The 14,869-nt window shown below is 60.4% G+C and carries 13 protein-coding genes and 1 pseudogene; 5 read left to right on the top strand and 9 right to left on the bottom strand.

Features of this window, described 5'->3' with window-relative positions:
* Positions 1-3 precede the first annotated feature (3 nt).
* The 4 genes from KBY08_RS23945 (at position 4) to KBY08_RS23930 (ending at position 3,801) form a co-directional block, all read left to right on the top strand.
* A complete protein-coding gene (locus KBY08_RS23945; RefSeq protein WP_024661126.1) occupies positions 4-1,152 on the top strand; it encodes an EstA family serine hydrolase in 1,149 nt (382 codons plus the stop codon).
* A gap of 154 nt (positions 1,153-1,306) precedes the next feature.
* Positions 1,307-2,467 carry an OmpA family protein gene (locus tag KBY08_RS23940; protein WP_011268698.1) on the top strand — a complete coding sequence of 387 codons (1,161 nt, stop codon included), beginning with the start codon at positions 1,307-1,309 and terminating at the stop codon, positions 2,465-2,467.
* A gap of 74 nt (positions 2,468-2,541) precedes the next feature.
* Positions 2,542-3,189 (top strand): pyridoxamine 5'-phosphate oxidase, encoded by a 648-nt coding sequence (gene pdxH, locus KBY08_RS23935; protein ID WP_003402338.1) that lies wholly within the window; start codon positions 2,542-2,544, stop codon positions 3,187-3,189.
* 147 nt (positions 3,190-3,336) lie between these two features.
* Positions 3,337-3,801: a glycine zipper 2TM domain-containing protein gene (locus KBY08_RS23930; RefSeq protein ID WP_003314430.1), complete on the top strand. Its 465-nt coding sequence runs from the start codon at positions 3,337-3,339 to the stop codon at positions 3,799-3,801.
* Positions 3,802-4,021: 220 nt separating this feature from the next.
* On the opposite strand, the gene KBY08_RS23925 is transcribed toward KBY08_RS23930, so the two are convergent.
* From KBY08_RS23925 to KBY08_RS23890, 8 genes and pseudogenes are all read right to left on the bottom strand, one after another.
* Entirely contained in the window at positions 4,022-5,635 is a 1,614-nt protein-coding gene (locus KBY08_RS23925) for an NAD(P)/FAD-dependent oxidoreductase (protein ID WP_003402342.1), read from the bottom strand.
* Between the two features lie 97 nt (positions 5,636-5,732).
* Positions 5,733-6,413 carry a COG3650 family protein gene (locus tag KBY08_RS23920; RefSeq protein WP_003314432.1) on the bottom strand — a complete coding sequence of 227 codons (681 nt, stop codon included), beginning with the start codon at positions 6,411-6,413 and terminating at the stop codon, positions 5,733-5,735.
* A 256-nt stretch (positions 6,414-6,669) separates the two neighbouring features.
* A complete protein-coding gene (locus KBY08_RS23915; protein ID WP_003402343.1) occupies positions 6,670-7,371 on the bottom strand; it encodes an ABC transporter ATP-binding protein in 702 nt (233 codons plus the stop codon).
* Complete coding sequence (gene livG / locus KBY08_RS23910; RefSeq protein ID WP_011268695.1) at positions 7,372-8,139, bottom strand: high-affinity branched-chain amino acid ABC transporter ATP-binding protein LivG; 768 nt, start codon at positions 8,137-8,139, stop codon at positions 7,372-7,374.
* Complete coding sequence (locus tag KBY08_RS23905; protein WP_111522722.1) at positions 8,136-9,401, bottom strand: high-affinity branched-chain amino acid ABC transporter permease LivM; 1,266 nt, start codon at positions 9,399-9,401, stop codon at positions 8,136-8,138. The genes livG and KBY08_RS23905 overlap by 4 nt, the downstream gene beginning before the upstream one ends.
* The gene (gene livH, locus KBY08_RS23900) at positions 9,398-10,321 is read right to left on the bottom strand and encodes a high-affinity branched-chain amino acid ABC transporter permease LivH (protein ID WP_010432468.1); all 924 of its coding nucleotides are present in this window, start codon (positions 10,319-10,321) and stop codon (positions 9,398-9,400) included. The genes KBY08_RS23905 and livH overlap by 4 nt, the downstream gene beginning before the upstream one ends.
* Before the next feature lie 227 nt (positions 10,322-10,548).
* Complete coding sequence (locus KBY08_RS23895) at positions 10,549-11,673, bottom strand: branched-chain amino acid ABC transporter substrate-binding protein (protein WP_024641387.1); 1,125 nt, start codon at positions 11,671-11,673, stop codon at positions 10,549-10,551.
* A gap of 75 nt (positions 11,674-11,748) precedes the next feature.
* Positions 11,749-12,000: pseudogene (locus KBY08_RS23890) on the bottom strand (hypothetical protein); the annotation flags it as partial.
* Here KBY08_RS23890 and KBY08_RS23885 point away from each other — a divergent pair.
* The gene (locus KBY08_RS23885) at positions 11,999-12,304 is read left to right on the top strand and encodes a DUF2288 domain-containing protein (RefSeq protein WP_003402356.1); all 306 of its coding nucleotides are present in this window, start codon (positions 11,999-12,001) and stop codon (positions 12,302-12,304) included. The pseudogene KBY08_RS23890 and the gene KBY08_RS23885 overlap by 2 nt on opposite strands.
* Before the next feature lie 150 nt (positions 12,305-12,454).
* On the opposite strand, the gene KBY08_RS23880 is transcribed toward KBY08_RS23885, so the two are convergent.
* Entirely contained in the window at positions 12,455-14,746 is a 2,292-nt protein-coding gene (locus KBY08_RS23880; protein ID WP_096127399.1) for a putative bifunctional diguanylate cyclase/phosphodiesterase, read from the bottom strand.
* Positions 14,747-14,869 lie beyond the last annotated feature (123 nt).

Here is a 14,869-nt window from a genome sequence, read left to right as displayed (position 1 = left end):
CCGTTGCAGATCCAGGGTCATTACGAACTTCAATTCGAAGCAGTACGTGAAGCCTTTGCGGCGCTCTTTGACGACCCTCAGGAGCGCGGCGCTGCCTTGTGCATTCAGGTCGGCGGCCAGACCGTCATCGATCTGTGGGCGGGCACCGCCGACAAGGACGGTGCCGAGGCGTGGCACACCGACACTATTCTCAACCTGTTCTCTTGCACCAAGACCTTCACCAGCGTGGCCGTTCTGCAACTGGTCGAAGAGGGCAAGTTGAAGCTGGACGAACCCGTGGCCAGGCTCTGGCCCGAATTCGCCGCGGCGGGCAAGGCCTCTATCACTCTTCGCCAATTGCTCTGCCATCAGGCCGGCCTGCCCGCGTTGCGTGAACCGTTGCCTGCCGAAGCGCTTTACCAGTGGGACACCATGACCGCCGCCCTGGCAGCCGAAGAGCCCTGGTGGACCCCGGGCCAGGGGCATGGTTATGCGGCGATCACCTATGGCTGGCTGGTGGGCGAGATGCTGCGCCGCGCCGATGGCCGAGGCCCGGGGGAGTCCATTGCGGCGCGTATTGCCCGCCCGCTGGGGCTGGATTTTCATGTGGGCCTGGCCGATGACCAGTTTCATCGCGTTGCCCACATCGCGCGTGGCAAAGGCAATGCCGGTGACGACGCTGCCCAGCGCGTGCTGCAGGCGACGATGCGCGAGCCGGCTTCGATCACCGCCAAGGCGTTTACCAACCCGCCGTCGATCATGACCAGCACCAACAAGCCGGAGTGGCGGCGCATGCAGCAACCGGCGGCCAACGGCCACGGCAATGCGCGCAGTCTTGCCGGTTTCTATAACGGTTTGCTCGATGGCAGCCTGCTTGAAGCAGACATGCTCAGCGAGCTGACCCGTGAACACAGCCTCGGTCAGGACAAGACATTACTGACCTCGACCCGTCTGGGACTGGGCTGCATGCTCGATCAGCCGGGCGTTGCCAATGCGACTTACGGCCTGGGGCCCAAGGCCTTTGGCCATCCGGGGGCGGGCGGTTCGGTAGGGTTTGCCGATCCCGATCACGAGGTTGCCTTTGGCTTCGTTACCAATACGTTGGGGCCCTACATTCTGATGGACCCACGCGCTCAGAAACTGGTCGGGGTTCTGCGTGAGTGTTTGCAGTAAGTATCGGCTATAAGTGCTTGTTTCATACCGACTGTCAGTTAAATGGCTGTAACAGGAACCGTACGACGGTTTCTTTTTCCAACTGCATCTTTATGCATGTTATACCGGCGTAGTTACGTCCTTCTGTCTGATCAAAAACCGTTGCGGGTTACCCATGTCGTCTAATAAAAGCCTCGTTCTCGCCCTGTGCATCGCCGTGACCGGCTGTGCCCAAACCCCACAATCCGACTCTGCTGCAACCGGAGGCCATTGGTGGCAGTTCGGTTCCGGCAGCGAGTCCGCTGACGCAGGCACCGCTGCCAAGGCTCCGGCACCGAGCCCGGCGCCCGCTCCGGTTGCCAAGGCTGCTGCAACGCCGCCACCTGCGACGGGTGCTGAAAACAGCGCGCCGTGGTACTGGCCGTTCGGCTCCAGCGACAGTGCTCAGGCCAAACCTGATGCCGTTGCCGACAAACCGGCAGCCAAGCCAGCGGCGCCGTCGATGGTCGCCAAGTCGGAAACCGACACCAAGTGGTGGTGGCCGTTTGGCAACGACTCCGCCAAGGACGAGCCTAAAGCGCTGCCGATGCCTGATCCGAAAGTGACCCAGGCGTGGCTGGACGAGTACGAGCCGCGCCTGCGCGCTGCAATCAAGGACAGCCCGTTCCAGCTGGAGCGCCGCGAAGACCTGCTGGCAATCACCGCGCCAGTCGACAGCTCGTTCAACCCTGACCGTCCAGCCATGCTGCTGCCCAACACGCTGGGTCCGATCACCCGTCTGGCCAAGGTGGTCGAAGGCGATCAGAAAACTGCCGTGTTGATTCTCGGTCATGCCGACACGTCGGGTCCTACCGACGCCAACCAGAAGATCAGCCAGGAACGCGCGCAGTCGGTTGCCGCGATTTTCCGTCTCAGTGGCCTGGAGCGTAACCGCCTCAGCCAGCGTGGCATGGGTGCGGTGATGCCGCGCGCCGCCAACGACAGCCTGCAGGGTCGTGCGCTCAACCGCCGGGTCGAGATTCTCATGACGCCGCAGGACACCATGCGCGCGCTGATGAGCCGCTATGCACTGCCGCCAGTGGCGCCGACCATGGTTGCTACCCAGGACGTCAAGCCGGTTGCTCCGGCACCTGCCGCCGCACCGGCCAAGAAAGCCGCTGCGAAGAAAGACACCGCCAAGAAAGCTGCACCGGCCAAGGCCAGCACCGCCAAGAAGGCCGCGCCAGCCAAGACCACCGCAGCGGCCAAGAAGCCGGCAGCGACCAAAGCGGCGGCCAAGGCTCCGGCCAAGAGCACAACGCCCGCCAAGAAGGATGACAGCCAGGCCAGTAACTAAGCCTGTCAGCACCCACGCGGATCGTCACTGACGCTTCGCGTGGAGTCGATCCGTGCCCTCGCAGGAACCAGACCATGACCCAGACCCTGGCCGATATGCGCCGTGATTACACGCGCGACGGGTTGACCGAAGCGCAATCGCCGGACGAGCCCTTTGCACTCTTCCATGCATGGTTCGCCGATGCGGTGAACACCGAGCAGCCGCCTGTCGAGGCTAACGCCATGACATTGGCGACGGTTGATGAGGAAGGACGTCCACATTGCCGCGTCTTGCTGCTCAAGGGCCTCGACACTCAGGGTTTCACGTTTTTCACCAACTACGAAAGCGCCAAGGGCCAGCAACTGGCTGCCCGTCCATTTGCCGCGATGACTTTCTTCTGGCCGACACTGGAGCGCCAGGTGCGTATCGAGGGGCGGGTCGAGAAAGTCTCTGCGCAAGAGTCCGACGCTTATTACCAGGTGCGCCCCCTGGGCAGTCGTCTGGGGGCATGGGCCTCGCCACAGAGTCGTGTAATCGCGGATCGCGACGAACTGGAAGGCCTGATCAGACAGACGGAACAACGCTTCGCAGACACCCAGCCACACTGCCCCGAGCACTGGGGTGGCTATCGTCTTTTGCCCGAGCGAATCGAGTTCTGGCAGGGTCGCTCCAGTCGACTTCACGACCGTTTGAACTATCGTTTGATAGACGACAGATGGACACGTGAGCGCCTTGCACCCTGATTGAATTATTCGTTTGGCCAATCGTCTGAGCGTTATACGGGCTATGGCTGTATGAGGCCTGAATCAATTTAATTTGCAGGCTCGGGGCCGTGACAGCACCTTTGTCGGGTAGTCTAATGGCCACTGATTCCTCTGGAGATTCCTTTTATGCGCAAGTCTGCTCTTCTGGTTGCTTCGTTCACTGCCATGGCTCTGACGCTGGGCGGCTGTACCTCGAATCTGACCGGTGATTCCTACTCCCGTGACGAGGCCAGGACCGTACAGACAGTTCGCATGGGGACGATCGAATCCTTGCGTCCGGTCAAGATCGAGGGCACCAAGACCCCGATCGGCGGCGCGGCGGGTGCAGTCGTTGGTGGTGTGGGCGGTAGCGCCATCGGCGGTGGTCGCGGCAGTATCGTGGCAGCGGTGATCGGCGCAGTGGCCGGTGGTTTGCTGGGTTCGGCGACCGAGGAAGGCCTGACCCGTACGCAAGGTGTCGAGATCACCGTGCGTGAGGACGACGGCAGCATGCGTGCCTACGTGCAGCAGGTTCAGGAAAACGAGATTTTCCGGGTCGGCGAGCGCGTGCGTATCATGAGCGTCAACGGCACCAGCCGCGTTACCCACTGATCTGCAACACCGCACAGCAAAACCCCGAGCCGCAATGCTCGGGGTTTTTTATTGGTGCGCCAGGCATGGCGCGTGAATATCGTACCAATGCTCTGCGTTGGCATGCAGTTCTGGACGCTCCGCGTCCGATCCTGACGGTGAACCGCAGCTTTTATGTGTGACGCGGCGCGTCACGAAATACATTCCCGCACGGATCGCGGGAACGATAGTCACCCTGGGCTCAGCCCTCGATCCCCAGCATGTCCCGCACCAGCGCTTCGGCCACCCGAATGCCGTCCACGCCAGCCGAGAGAATCCCGCCCGCATAGCCAGCGCCTTCACCGGCCGGGTAAAGGCCTTTGGTGTTCAGGCTCTGCATAGTCGGCCCGCGGGTAATGCGCAGCGGTGCCGAGGTACGGGTTTCGATGCCGGTCAGGACGGCGTCGTGCAGCGAGAAGCCTTTGATCTGCTTGTCGAACGCAGGCAGGGCTTCACGAATGGCTTCGATGGCAAAGGCGGGCAGAGCCTCGGCAAGGTCCACAAGCTTCACGCCCGGCTTGTAGGACGGTTCAACGCTGCCCAGGGCTGTCGAGGCCCTGCCGGCAATGAAGTCGCCGACCAGTTGCGCAGGGGCCTCGTAACTGCTGCCGCCGAGCAGATAGGCGTGAGACTCCAGACGCTCCTGCAATTCGATACCGGCCAGCGGGCTGCCCGGGTAGTCCTGTTCCGGCGAGATACCGACCACGATGCCCGAGTTGGCATTGCGCTCGTTGCGCGAGTATTGGCTCATGCCGTTGGTGACCACTCGGCCGGGCTCTGACGTGGCTGCCACGACCGTGCCGCCAGGGCACATGCAGAAGCTGTAGACCGAGCGGCCGTTGCTGGCGTGGTGCACCAGTTTGTAATCGGCTGCGCCGAGCTTCGGGTGACCGGCATATTTGCCCAGTCGCGCGCGGTCGATCAACGATTGCGGGTGTTCGATGCGGAAGCCCACCGAGAACGGCTTGGCTTCCATGAACACGCCACGGCCGTGCAGCATGCGGAAGGTGTCACGGGCACTGTGGCCCAGCGCCAGAATCACGTGCCGGGACTCGAGCTGTTCGCCGCTGTCCAGCTGCACGCCCAGCAATTGGCCGTCCTCGATCATCACGTCGGTCACGCGCTGCTGAAAGCGCACTTCGCCGCCCAGCGCTTCGATCTGATGGCGCATGTTCTCGACCACACCGGTCAGGCGGAACGTGCCGATATGCGGTTTGCTGACATAGAGGATTTCTTCCGGCGCGCCGGCCTTCACGAACTCGTGCAGCACCTTGCGGCCGATGAATTTCGGGTCCTTGATCTGGCTGTAAAGCTTGCCGTCGGAAAAGGTCCCGGCACCGCCCTCGCCAAACTGCACGTTGGACTCGGGGTTGAGTACGTTTTTGCGCCACAGCGCCCAGGTGTCCTTGGTGCGCTGACGAACTTCGGTGCCGCGCTCGAGGATGATCGGCTTGAAGCCCATCTGCGCCAGCAGCAGCCCGGCAAAGATACCGCAGGGCCCGAAACCTACGACGATCGGGCGCTCTGTCAGCCCCTCGGGAGCGTGACCGACGACTTTGTAGCTGACATCAGGTGCCGGGCCGACGTGGCGGTCGTTGGCCAGCTTGCGCAACAGTGCCTCTTCATCCTTGACCTGGAAGTCGATGGTGTAGATGAAGCACAGCTCGGAAGACTTTTTGCGCGCGTCGTAACTGCGTTTGAAGAGGGTAAAGTCCAGCAGTTCGCCGCTGTCGATACCCAGGTGCTTCAAGAGCGCAACGCGCAGGTCTTCTTCCGGATGATCGATCGGCAGCTTGAGTTCGGTGATTCGTAACATTAAGGGGTCCAGTTTTCGGGCCGCAGGTTCAGCCCGACAGCACTACAAGAACCGGCGATTATAAGCGCTGAACCCCTTTGGCGGCGAGCCTGGGCGATCAGTCGTCGCGTGAACCGCCGTAATAACCGCAGCCACGCTGGGCCTGGCCGTTGATGCGCAGCTCTGCGGTGAGGTGTTGCACCGAGCCGTCGACGCTGTCGACGCAGCGCTGTGGTGCGACCCATATCTCGATACGCTGGTTGTTGGCTTCGCTGCTGACGCTGAAACTGCCGTCCGGCAGCTTCTCTTCCACGTAGGGCAACGCCAGTGGCGCGACGCCCTCGCGCTCCAGAACCATGCCCTTGCCGCTGACATTGACGTTCCAGGCGGGTTTGTTGCCATTGACGTGCAATGTCAGGCGTTTGAAGTTGAGGTCTTCACAGGCCTGGCCTGGACGTTCGACGCGGTACAGCTGATGCAGGTCCAGCTGACCGTCACTGTTGGCCGCCTTGCTCGCGGCAAAGCTGCCGCGCAGATCGGCAAACACCGTGCCCTTGCTGTCCGCCAGCGAGGCCGCCTCCTGCAGAATGCCGGTGTTGCCGCGATCCTTGACCACGTAGCGACGCTGCTCGTTACACGGCTTGAACAGCAACTGGCCGTTCTCCCCGGTCAGATCGCCCTGCATGCGGAGCATGCCCGCCGTGGAAACCTTCGGTTCCTCGGTCTGTTTACCGAGCAACTGACACCCGGCAAACAGCGGTAGAAGAGCAAATACGAGGACGGAACGGGCAGCAAACATGATGTGGTCTCCAGACAGGTGCCGCCACGTTACTCAGACTGGAGGTGCATCACAAGGGGCGGGATGCTTATCGCGCGAGCAGTGGCTTTGACTATCGTGCAGGCCTGACTCTGACAGTAGGAGCGAACGTGTTCGCGAAAGGGCCGTTTTGTTCGACGAAAATACATCGTTTAAACGAACGCCTTCGCGAACAGGCGAAGCGTCGGCCGATTCGCTCCTGCAAAACCGTTTCGGCCTCTCCGGACGTGGCGTGCGCTTAGCCGCCCAGATACGCGTCCCGCACTTTCGGATCGACCAGCAGTTCTTCGCCTGTGCCTTGCATGACCACGCGGCCGTTTTCCAGTACGTAGGCGCGATCAGCGACTTTCAGGGCCTGGTTGGCGTTCTGTTCGACCAGAAACACCGTCACCCCATCGCGGCGCAGCTGTTCGACGATCTCGAAAATCTGCTGGATGATGATCGGCGCCAGACCCAGTGAAGGCTCGTCCAGCAACAGCAGCTTGGGCTTGCTCATCAGTGCGCGACCGATGGCCAGCATCTGTTGTTCGCCACCGGACATGGTGCCGCCGCGCTGATTGAAGCGTTCCTTGAGGCGTGGAAAAAGCTGCAGGACCTTGTCCATCTGTTCCTGATAATCCTCCTTTTCCGTGAAGAAACCGCCCATTGCCAGGTTCTCTTCAACGGTCAGGCGCGCAAATACCCGACGGCCTTCCGGCACCACGGCAATGCTCTTGCGCATGATGATCGACGACTCCAGCCCGACCAGTTCCTCGCCCATGTAGCGAATACTGCCGCTGTGGGCGCGCGGCGAGCCGCACAGGGTCATCAGCAGGGTGGACTTGCCCGCGCCATTGGCGCCGATCAGGGTGACAATCTCACCCTGGCGTACTTCCACGTTGACGCTGTGCAGCGCCTGGATCTTGCCGTAGAAGGTGGAAACGTTTTCGAACTGCAGCATTTACGCTTCCCCCAGGTAGGCTTTGATCACATCGGGATTGTCACGAATCTGCTCCGGCGTGCCATCGGCCAGAGGCGTGCCCTGATTGATCACCACAATGTGGTCGGAAATGCTCATCACCAGTTTCATGTCATGCTCGATCAGCAGGACCGTCGCGTTGTGCTCGCTGCGCAACACGCCGATCAGCGCTTTCAGATCATCAGTTTCCCTGGGGTTCAGACCCGCTGCCGGTTCGTCGAGCATCAGAATGCGCGGACGCGTCATCATGCAGCGGGCGATTTCCAGGCGGCGTTGCTGACCATAGGCCAGCGTCCCGGCAGGGCGATTGGCGAATTCACGCAGGTTGACCGCCTCAAGCCAGTGCTCGGCGTAGTCCATGGCTTCACGTTCGCTGCGGCGAAACGCGGGCGTCTTGAACAGGCCGGACAGGAAGTTGGTGTTCAAATGCCGGTGCTGGGCAACCAGCAGGTTTTCCACGGCGGTCATGTCCTTGAACAGGCGCACGTTCTGGAAGGTACGCACCACGCCCTTGCGCGCGATCTGGTGACCAGCCAGGCCCTGGATCGGCTCACCGTCGAGCAGAATCGTGCCCGCGCTCGGCCGGTAGAACCCGGTCAGGCAGTTGAAAACTGTCGTCTTGCCTGCGCCATTGGGGCCGATCATCGATACGACCTGCCCTTGATTGACGGTCAGGGCAACGCCATTGACCGCCAGCAGGCCGCCAAAACGCATGCTCAAGCCGGTGGCTTGCAGTAATGGGCGGCTCATTTCGGCAGCTCCGCTTTCAATTTCATTTCGGGGCGTTGCATCGGCAGGAAGCCTTGTGGACGCCAGATCATCATCAGCACCATCAGCGCGCCGAACATCAGCATGCGGTAGTCACTGAACTCACGCATCAGCTCAGGCAACAGGATCATCACGATGGCCGCCAGGATCACGCCCAGTTGCGAGCCCATGCCACCCAGCACCACGATGGCCAGGATGATTGCCGACTCGATGAAGGTGAACGATTCCGGGGTGATCAGACCCTGACGTGCAGCAAAGAAGCTGCCTGCGAAACCTGCGAACGCAGCGCCAAGGGTGAAGGCCGAGAGCTTGATCACGGTCGGGTTCAGACCCAGTGCGCGACAGGCGATTTCGTCTTCGCGCAAGGCTTCCCAGGCCCGGCCGATCGGCATGCGCAGCAGGCGATTGATGACGAACAACGCCGCCAGTGCCAGCAGCAGGGCGATCAGGTAGAGGAAGATGACCTTGTTGATCGAGTTGTACGGCAGGCCGAAGAACTCGTGGAAGGTCTGCATGCCTTCAGCAGCCTTGCGCTCGAAAGTCAGGCCGAAGAAGGTCGGCTTTTCGATGTTGCTGATGCCGTTCGGACCGCCGGTGATATCGGTCAGGTTGCGCAGGAAGATGCGGATGATCTCGCCGAACCCCAGCGTCACGATGGCCAGATAGTCGCCGCGCAGACGCAACACCGGAAAGCCCAGCAGGAACCCGAACAGCGCCGCCATCAACCCCGCGATCGGCAGGCAGATCCAGAAGCCGAGCCCGTAATAGTGCGACAGCAGGGCATAGCTGTAGGCGCCGACCGCATAGAAACCGACATAGCCCAGGTCAAGCAGACCTGCCAGGCCGACCACGATATTCAGGCCAAGGCCGAGCATCACGTAGATCAGGATCAGCGTGGCAATGTCCACCGCACCGCGCGACCCGAAGAATGGCCAGATGAAGGCCAGCACGATGAGCGCCGCAAGGCCCCAGCGCTGGGTTTTCGGCTGGGTCAGGAAGTCGCTGGTTTTTTGCGGGATCAGCGGTTTGTCGGAGCCGCGACGCAGGCCGCTGATCTGCTCGGCAAACAATACGCGCAGACACAGCAGGACCGAACACACGGCAATGATGGTCAGGGTCAGCGGGCTGGCGTTCTGCACTTGCAGGGTGACGCCGGAAAAGGCCAGCTTCAGGCCGAACACCGGGTAGGCCACAGCCCAGACCAGTGCGGCGCTGAACAGCGCCTGTTTGAAAGACTTGCTCATACTTTCTCAACCTCCGGACGACCCAGAATGCCGGTCGGTCGGAACAGCAGCACCAGGACCAGCAGGCCGAAAGCCACGACGTCCTTGTACTGATCACCAAAAATGTCGGCACCGAAGGCTTCGGCGACGCCCAGCACCAGACCACCGAGCACGGCACCCGGGATCGAACCGATACCGCCCAATACCGCAGCCGTGAAGGCTTTCAGGCCGACGAGGAAACCGGCGTTGGGGTTGATCACGCCGTATTGCATGCTCAGTAGCATGGCGGCGACGGCGGCCAGTGCAGCACCGACCACGAAGGTCAGGGCGATGATGTTGTTGGTGTTGATCCCCAGCAGATTGGCCATCTTCATGTCCTCGGCGCAGGCGCGGCAGGCGCGACCCATTCGCGAGCGGGAGATGAACAGGGTCAGGCCGGTCATGGCCAGCAGGGTGACGACGAACACCACGATCTGCATGTAGGAAATCAGCACTTCCTGCGCACCACCGGGCCCGAACGAGAGGCTGCCGGGCAGCAGGTTGGGGATGGCGAAGTTGCCGGAGCCCTGGGAAAGCTGGACCGAGTTCTGCAGAAAGATCGACATGCCGATCGCAGAAATCAGGGGGATCAGACGGTTGCTATTGCGCAACGGACGGTAGGCCACACGCTCGATGCTGTATCCGTAGGCACTGGTCACGATGATCGCAGCGGCAAAACCGGCAATCATCAGCAGCGGCAGGCTGTGAATACCCAGCATCGCCAGACCGGCGAGTGCCATGAAAGCGACATAGGAACCGATCATGTACACCTCGCCATGGGCGAAGTTGATCATTCCGATGATGCCGTACACCATCGTGTAACCGATGGCGATCAATGCATACGTACTGCCAATGGTCAGGCCATTGACCAGCTGCTGCATGTAGTGGAATAACTCGGGCATTTACCGCGCTCCTAAAAACCTGATCTGCATTTCTCTGACGTGCGCCGGGGTGGCATTCTGTCGATGCGTAGCCTGTTGCGCTGTCAAGGAACCGCTATTGACGGTTTTAAGATTTTCAGGGGGCCTCGTGAATACAGTTCGGGTCGCCGAAACCTGCGTACGGGCCTGGATTCGTAAAACAAAGCCCACTGCGCTGGCAGTGGGCTTTGAGGGTTAACGCAAGCAGCTTATTTGGCGGCTTCGGTCTTGGGCTTGCCGAAGTGCCACTCGTAGACCACGAACTGGAAGTTCTTCAGGTCACCTTTTTCGTCGTAGCTCAGCTCGCCCATTGGCGTCTTGAAGGTACCGGCGTGGATGGCAGCAGCCACCTTGGTGGTGTCTTCGGACTTGGCGGCCGCGATGCCGTCAGCAATGACCTGTACGGCGGAGTAGGACGGGTACACGAACGGGCCGCTCGGGTCCTGACTCTTGGCCTTGAAGGCCTCGGTCAGCGCCTGGTTGGCCGGGTCCTGGTCGAAGGATTTTGGCAGGGTGACCAGCAGGCCTTCGGAAGCTTCGCCAGCAATTTGCGAGATCGACTCGTTGCCGACGCCTTCAGGGCCCATGAACTTGGCGTTCAGGCCTTTTTCCTTGGACTGGCGCAGGATCTGGCCCAGCTCAGGGTGGTAGCCGCCGTAGTAGACGAAGTCGACGTTGGCCTGCTTGAGTTTTTGAATCAGCGAGGCGAAGTCCTTGTCGCCAGCGTTGATGCCTTCGAACAGTGCAACCTTGACGCCTTTTTTCTCCAGCGTTTGCTTGACGGCTGTCGCGATACCTTCGCCGTACTGCTGCTTGTCGTGGATCACTGCAACGATTTTCGGCTTGGCGACGTCGGCAATGTAGTTGCCAGCGGCCGGACCCTGGGCGCTGTCGAGACCGATGGTGCGGAACACCAGTTTGTAGCCGCGCGCGGTGATTTCCGGGCTGGTGGCAGCCGGGGTCACCATGATGATGCCTTCGTCTTCGTAAACGTCGGAGGCTGGCTGGGCGGAGCTGGAGCAGAGGTGGCCGACCACGTATTTCACGCCGTCGTTGACCACCTTGTTGGCGACCGCAACGGCCTGTTTCGGATCGCAGGCGTCATCATATTCGACGGCTTCAAGCTTTTTGCCATCTACGCCGCCTTTGGCGTTGATCTGCTCGATGGCCATCCTGGCGCCATTGAACTGCATGGTGCCGTATTCGGCGACAGGGCCGGTCTTGGGGCCGGCAATGCCGATCTTGATGGTGTCAGCTGCGAACGAATGGCTGGCAACCCCCGCCATAACCAGTGCGGCAAACAGCCTTGAAAGCTTATTGGTACCCTTAGTCATGATGCTCCACTCTTGCGTTGTAGTTTTTATAATCCTGATGGCCAAGGCTCCAGGACCGATTCGATCACCGGTTGTCCCGCACCGCCAACTGTACCGGAACAGTTTAGAGCGCCGTTCGCGGGCTTGGAAAGCCGGGCGTCCGGGGACAAACCTGTGCGTGTCGCCTAATCGAAAGAAAGTTACAGAATCGAACCGCTTGAGTGTCTGAAATCACTTCAGATCCATAAGGTTATCTGCACTTCCCTGCGATAAATCGCCTGCTTCTGGGCTTGCCGGTGGGAAACTCGGCGCTATCATTGCGCCGATTTTCTTTTTGGTGAAACCCATGACGCAAGAACCTAGCACCCTCTATGCCAAACTGCTTGGCGAAACGGCCTCAATCACCTGGACTGAATTGCAACCATTCTTTGCCAAGGGTGCCCTGTTGTGGGTCGAGCTGCCTCTGGATTTGATCGAAGTCGCCGAGGCAGTGGCCGAAAATGATGCAGCCAGGGTGTCTGCATGGCTGGCTGAAGGGCAGGTTGGCAAGGTGTCTGAAACCAAGGCGCTTGAGCTGGTGGAGACAGATCCAATGCTGTGGGCTGTAGTAGTGGCACCCTGGGTATTGATTCAAAACAGGGCGCAGGAATGATTTGCGCACCAGTTAAGTGCCTTGCGGTTTTCCCGGGTGAGTTGGAAGGTAACTCTTTGGCAGCCCGCGTAGCGTAAAACCACACCTTTCGAGGTGGCGGTTTCAGCGGGCTGTGCTGGCTTTTCGGCGATGGTTCCGTGCAGCGCCGCTTCAGGTGCGAACAGGTCTGTGACTGGCGAAATCGTCACTGTCAGACAGTTCGGCGAACACATCCGATGCTTCTGGTATCCCGATGTCAGGTCCGTGGGCATACGGTGGTGGCAGGGCAGACCACTGCAAGCTGGCCTCACGCTCATTCATCTGTCTGGCGAGGGGCAGGATTCGCTCCAGCGGCTGAGGCCTGCTGAACATATAACCTTGTACGTAATCACTGCCAAACTGCCTGAGAAACTCCAGCTGAGCCTGGGTTTCGACGCCCTCCGTCACGACTTTCAAGCGCAGGGTATGCGCCATGACGAGGATTGCCTGAACGATTTCCATATCCTGCGGTGACTGGGGAATGTCGATAATGAACGAACGATCGATCTTCAGCGTGTCCAGTGGCAGCCGCTTGAGATAGGCGAGCGACGAGTAACCCGTGCCGAAGTCGTCGATCGACAGGGAAACACCCAGGCTGCGAATGTGCTTGAGCATCAGGATGGTGTTGCTGATGTTGCCCATCAAGGCATTTTCGGTGACCTCCAGTTCCAGCCGTCCAGGCGCTGCGTCAGCATCGGCCAGCGCCCGTTCAACCTCTTCGACCAACTCGTTGCGGCCCAGCGTCAGCGCTGAGCAGTTGACCGAGATGATCAGCTGTTCCAGCCCTTCCTGATGCAGAGTGCGCAGGTCGTGACAGGCACGGCGCAGCACCCAGTTATCCAGTTCGGCAATCAGGCCGTTGGCCTCGGCAATGCCGATGAAGCGGGCGGGTACCAGCAGGCCGTGGTGCGGATGATTCCAGCGCACCAGCGCCTCGAGCTTGGCAACGTGGCCGGTGCGCATGTCGACGATAGGCTGGTAGTACACCTGCAGCCCCGTGCCTTCGCGCAGGGCATTGCGCAGTTCTTCTTCCAGTTGCAGCTCCAGACTGGCCTTGGTCTTGAGCGCCGGGTTGAAGAAGTTGACGCCGTTGCGCCCTTTATCCTTGGACTGGTAGAGCGCGAGGTCCGCGTGCTTGAGCAGCTCATCGCAGGTCGAACCGTCACGCGGGAACACGGCAATACCGATACTGGTGGTCATGACCATGCGTCTTCCTGCCAGCGCGATGGTCTCTTTCATTTTTTGCATGACTCGATGGGCCAGGTGTCGTGCCTCTTCGTAGTCCGGAATGCTCAGCAGGATGCAGAATTCATCGCCGCCGAAGCGCGCTACCACGTCCTGAACCCGGGTAGCACCACGGATGCGGTCGGCTATCACTTTGAGCAGCTCGTCACCCGCATCATGGCCCAGGCTGTCATTGATGCGCTTGAAGTGGTCGATGTCGAGGAACATCACTGCGAGCATGCCGTTGTTGTAAGTGTGCTCCTGCAGCTTCTCGGCGAAGATCTGATTGAAACCGCGGCGGTTGATCAGATTGGTCAGCGGGTCGTAATGCGCAACCTGCTGAAGCGAGACGCGTGCCTGATCCAGCTGGGTAAGCAGTGCATTGACCCGCTGCAGGTCATGCTCCTTGCCTTGCAGTTTCTTGTCAGCCATTGCCGCACTGATGCTGCCGGCGATGATCAGCAGGGCGATGGCCGCGATGGTCAGCCCCAGCTGTTGGCTGTTTTCGGTGGCGGGCCCGTGCAGCTCAGTGCCTTCCGGGATCACCAGCCGCAGCGCCTTCATGCCCATCAGGTGCATGGTCAACAGGCCCGCGCCCAGCAGAAGGCTGACCGCATATCGGAACATCTGATGAAACATGCCGTTGTACTGGCGCAAGTGCCGCGGCAGTGTCAGGAGCGCAATGCTGGAGAGGACTGCGACCAGAATCGACAGGGCGAACATCCGCGGCTCGTAGTACTGCGTGGCAGTGGAGCGCATGGCCGACATGCCCAGGTAGTGCATGACGCTGATGCCGACCCCCATCACCACCGCGCTGATCAGGCAGCGTCTCAGAGTCAGTTCCGGGACTGTCAGTGCTCGCATGGCCACCAATGCGGTAATCAATACGATCAGCAGGGAAATCAGCGTGATGGAGAGGTCGTAAGCGATTTTGAGCGGTGCCTGAAAGGCCAGCATGCTGATGAAGTGCATCGCCCACACGCCACCGGCCAGGCACAACGCGCCCAGCGCTTTCCAGAGGCGACGGCTTTTGAGGGCGTCGACCTGGATGACACGGTCCGCAATATCCAGCGTGGCAAAGCACGCAGCACAGGCCACGCCGTAAGCCAGCGCGACCAGAAACAGGTTGTGACTACAGTCGATCAATAATTTCACGTCCGCTGGTGGGTCAGCGAATACGTTCAAACCCAGCCAATCCATAGCTTGCCCTATTCTCACTGCAAGGGCGCCAGGGCTGAAAGCCTGGCGTTGTAAGCTGAGTATAGAAGCTGTTTACAACCTGCCAATACACGAGGTGCCAATTTGGCATCAAAGTGATGGCTG

It is taken from the genome of Pseudomonas sp. P135 (assembly GCF_020312125.1).
Classification (GTDB): domain Bacteria; phylum Pseudomonadota; class Gammaproteobacteria; order Pseudomonadales; family Pseudomonadaceae; genus Aquipseudomonas; species Aquipseudomonas fragariae.
Note: the sequence above shows the minus strand (reverse complement) of the source record. Positions and strands in the feature narration are given on the sequence as shown.

Excerpts from the sequence above, each read along its gene's own strand:
- KBY08_RS23940 (WP_011268698.1), top strand. The coding sequence starts at position 1,307 with ATGTCGTCTAATAAAAGCCTCGTTCTCGCCCTGTGCATCGCCGTGACC.
- pdxH (WP_003402338.1), top strand. The coding sequence starts at position 2,542 with ATGACCCAGACCCTGGCCGATATGCGCCGTGATTACACGCGCGACGGG.
- KBY08_RS23930 (WP_003314430.1), top strand. The coding sequence starts at position 3,337 with ATGCGCAAGTCTGCTCTTCTGGTTGCTTCGTTCACTGCCATGGCTCTG.
- KBY08_RS23925 (WP_003402342.1), bottom strand. The coding sequence starts at position 5,635 with ATGTTACGAATCACCGAACTCAAGCTGCCGATCGATCATCCGGAAGAA.
- KBY08_RS23920 (WP_003314432.1), bottom strand. The coding sequence starts at position 6,413 with ATGTTTGCTGCCCGTTCCGTCCTCGTATTTGCTCTTCTACCGCTGTTT.
- KBY08_RS23915 (WP_003402343.1), bottom strand. The coding sequence starts at position 7,371 with ATGCTGCAGTTCGAAAACGTTTCCACCTTCTACGGCAAGATCCAGGCG.
- livG (WP_011268695.1), bottom strand. The coding sequence starts at position 8,139 with ATGAGCCGCCCATTACTGCAAGCCACCGGCTTGAGCATGCGTTTTGGC.
- KBY08_RS23905 (WP_111522722.1), bottom strand. The coding sequence starts at position 9,401 with ATGAGCAAGTCTTTCAAACAGGCGCTGTTCAGCGCCGCACTGGTCTGG.
- livH (WP_010432468.1), bottom strand. The coding sequence starts at position 10,321 with ATGCCCGAGTTATTCCACTACATGCAGCAGCTGGTCAATGGCCTGACC.
- KBY08_RS23895 (WP_024641387.1), bottom strand. The coding sequence starts at position 11,673 with ATGACTAAGGGTACCAATAAGCTTTCAAGGCTGTTTGCCGCACTGGTT.
- KBY08_RS23885 (WP_003402356.1), top strand. The coding sequence starts at position 11,999 with ATGACGCAAGAACCTAGCACCCTCTATGCCAAACTGCTTGGCGAAACG.
- KBY08_RS23880 (WP_096127399.1), bottom strand. The coding sequence starts at position 14,746 with ATGGATTGGCTGGGTTTGAACGTATTCGCTGACCCACCAGCGGACGTG.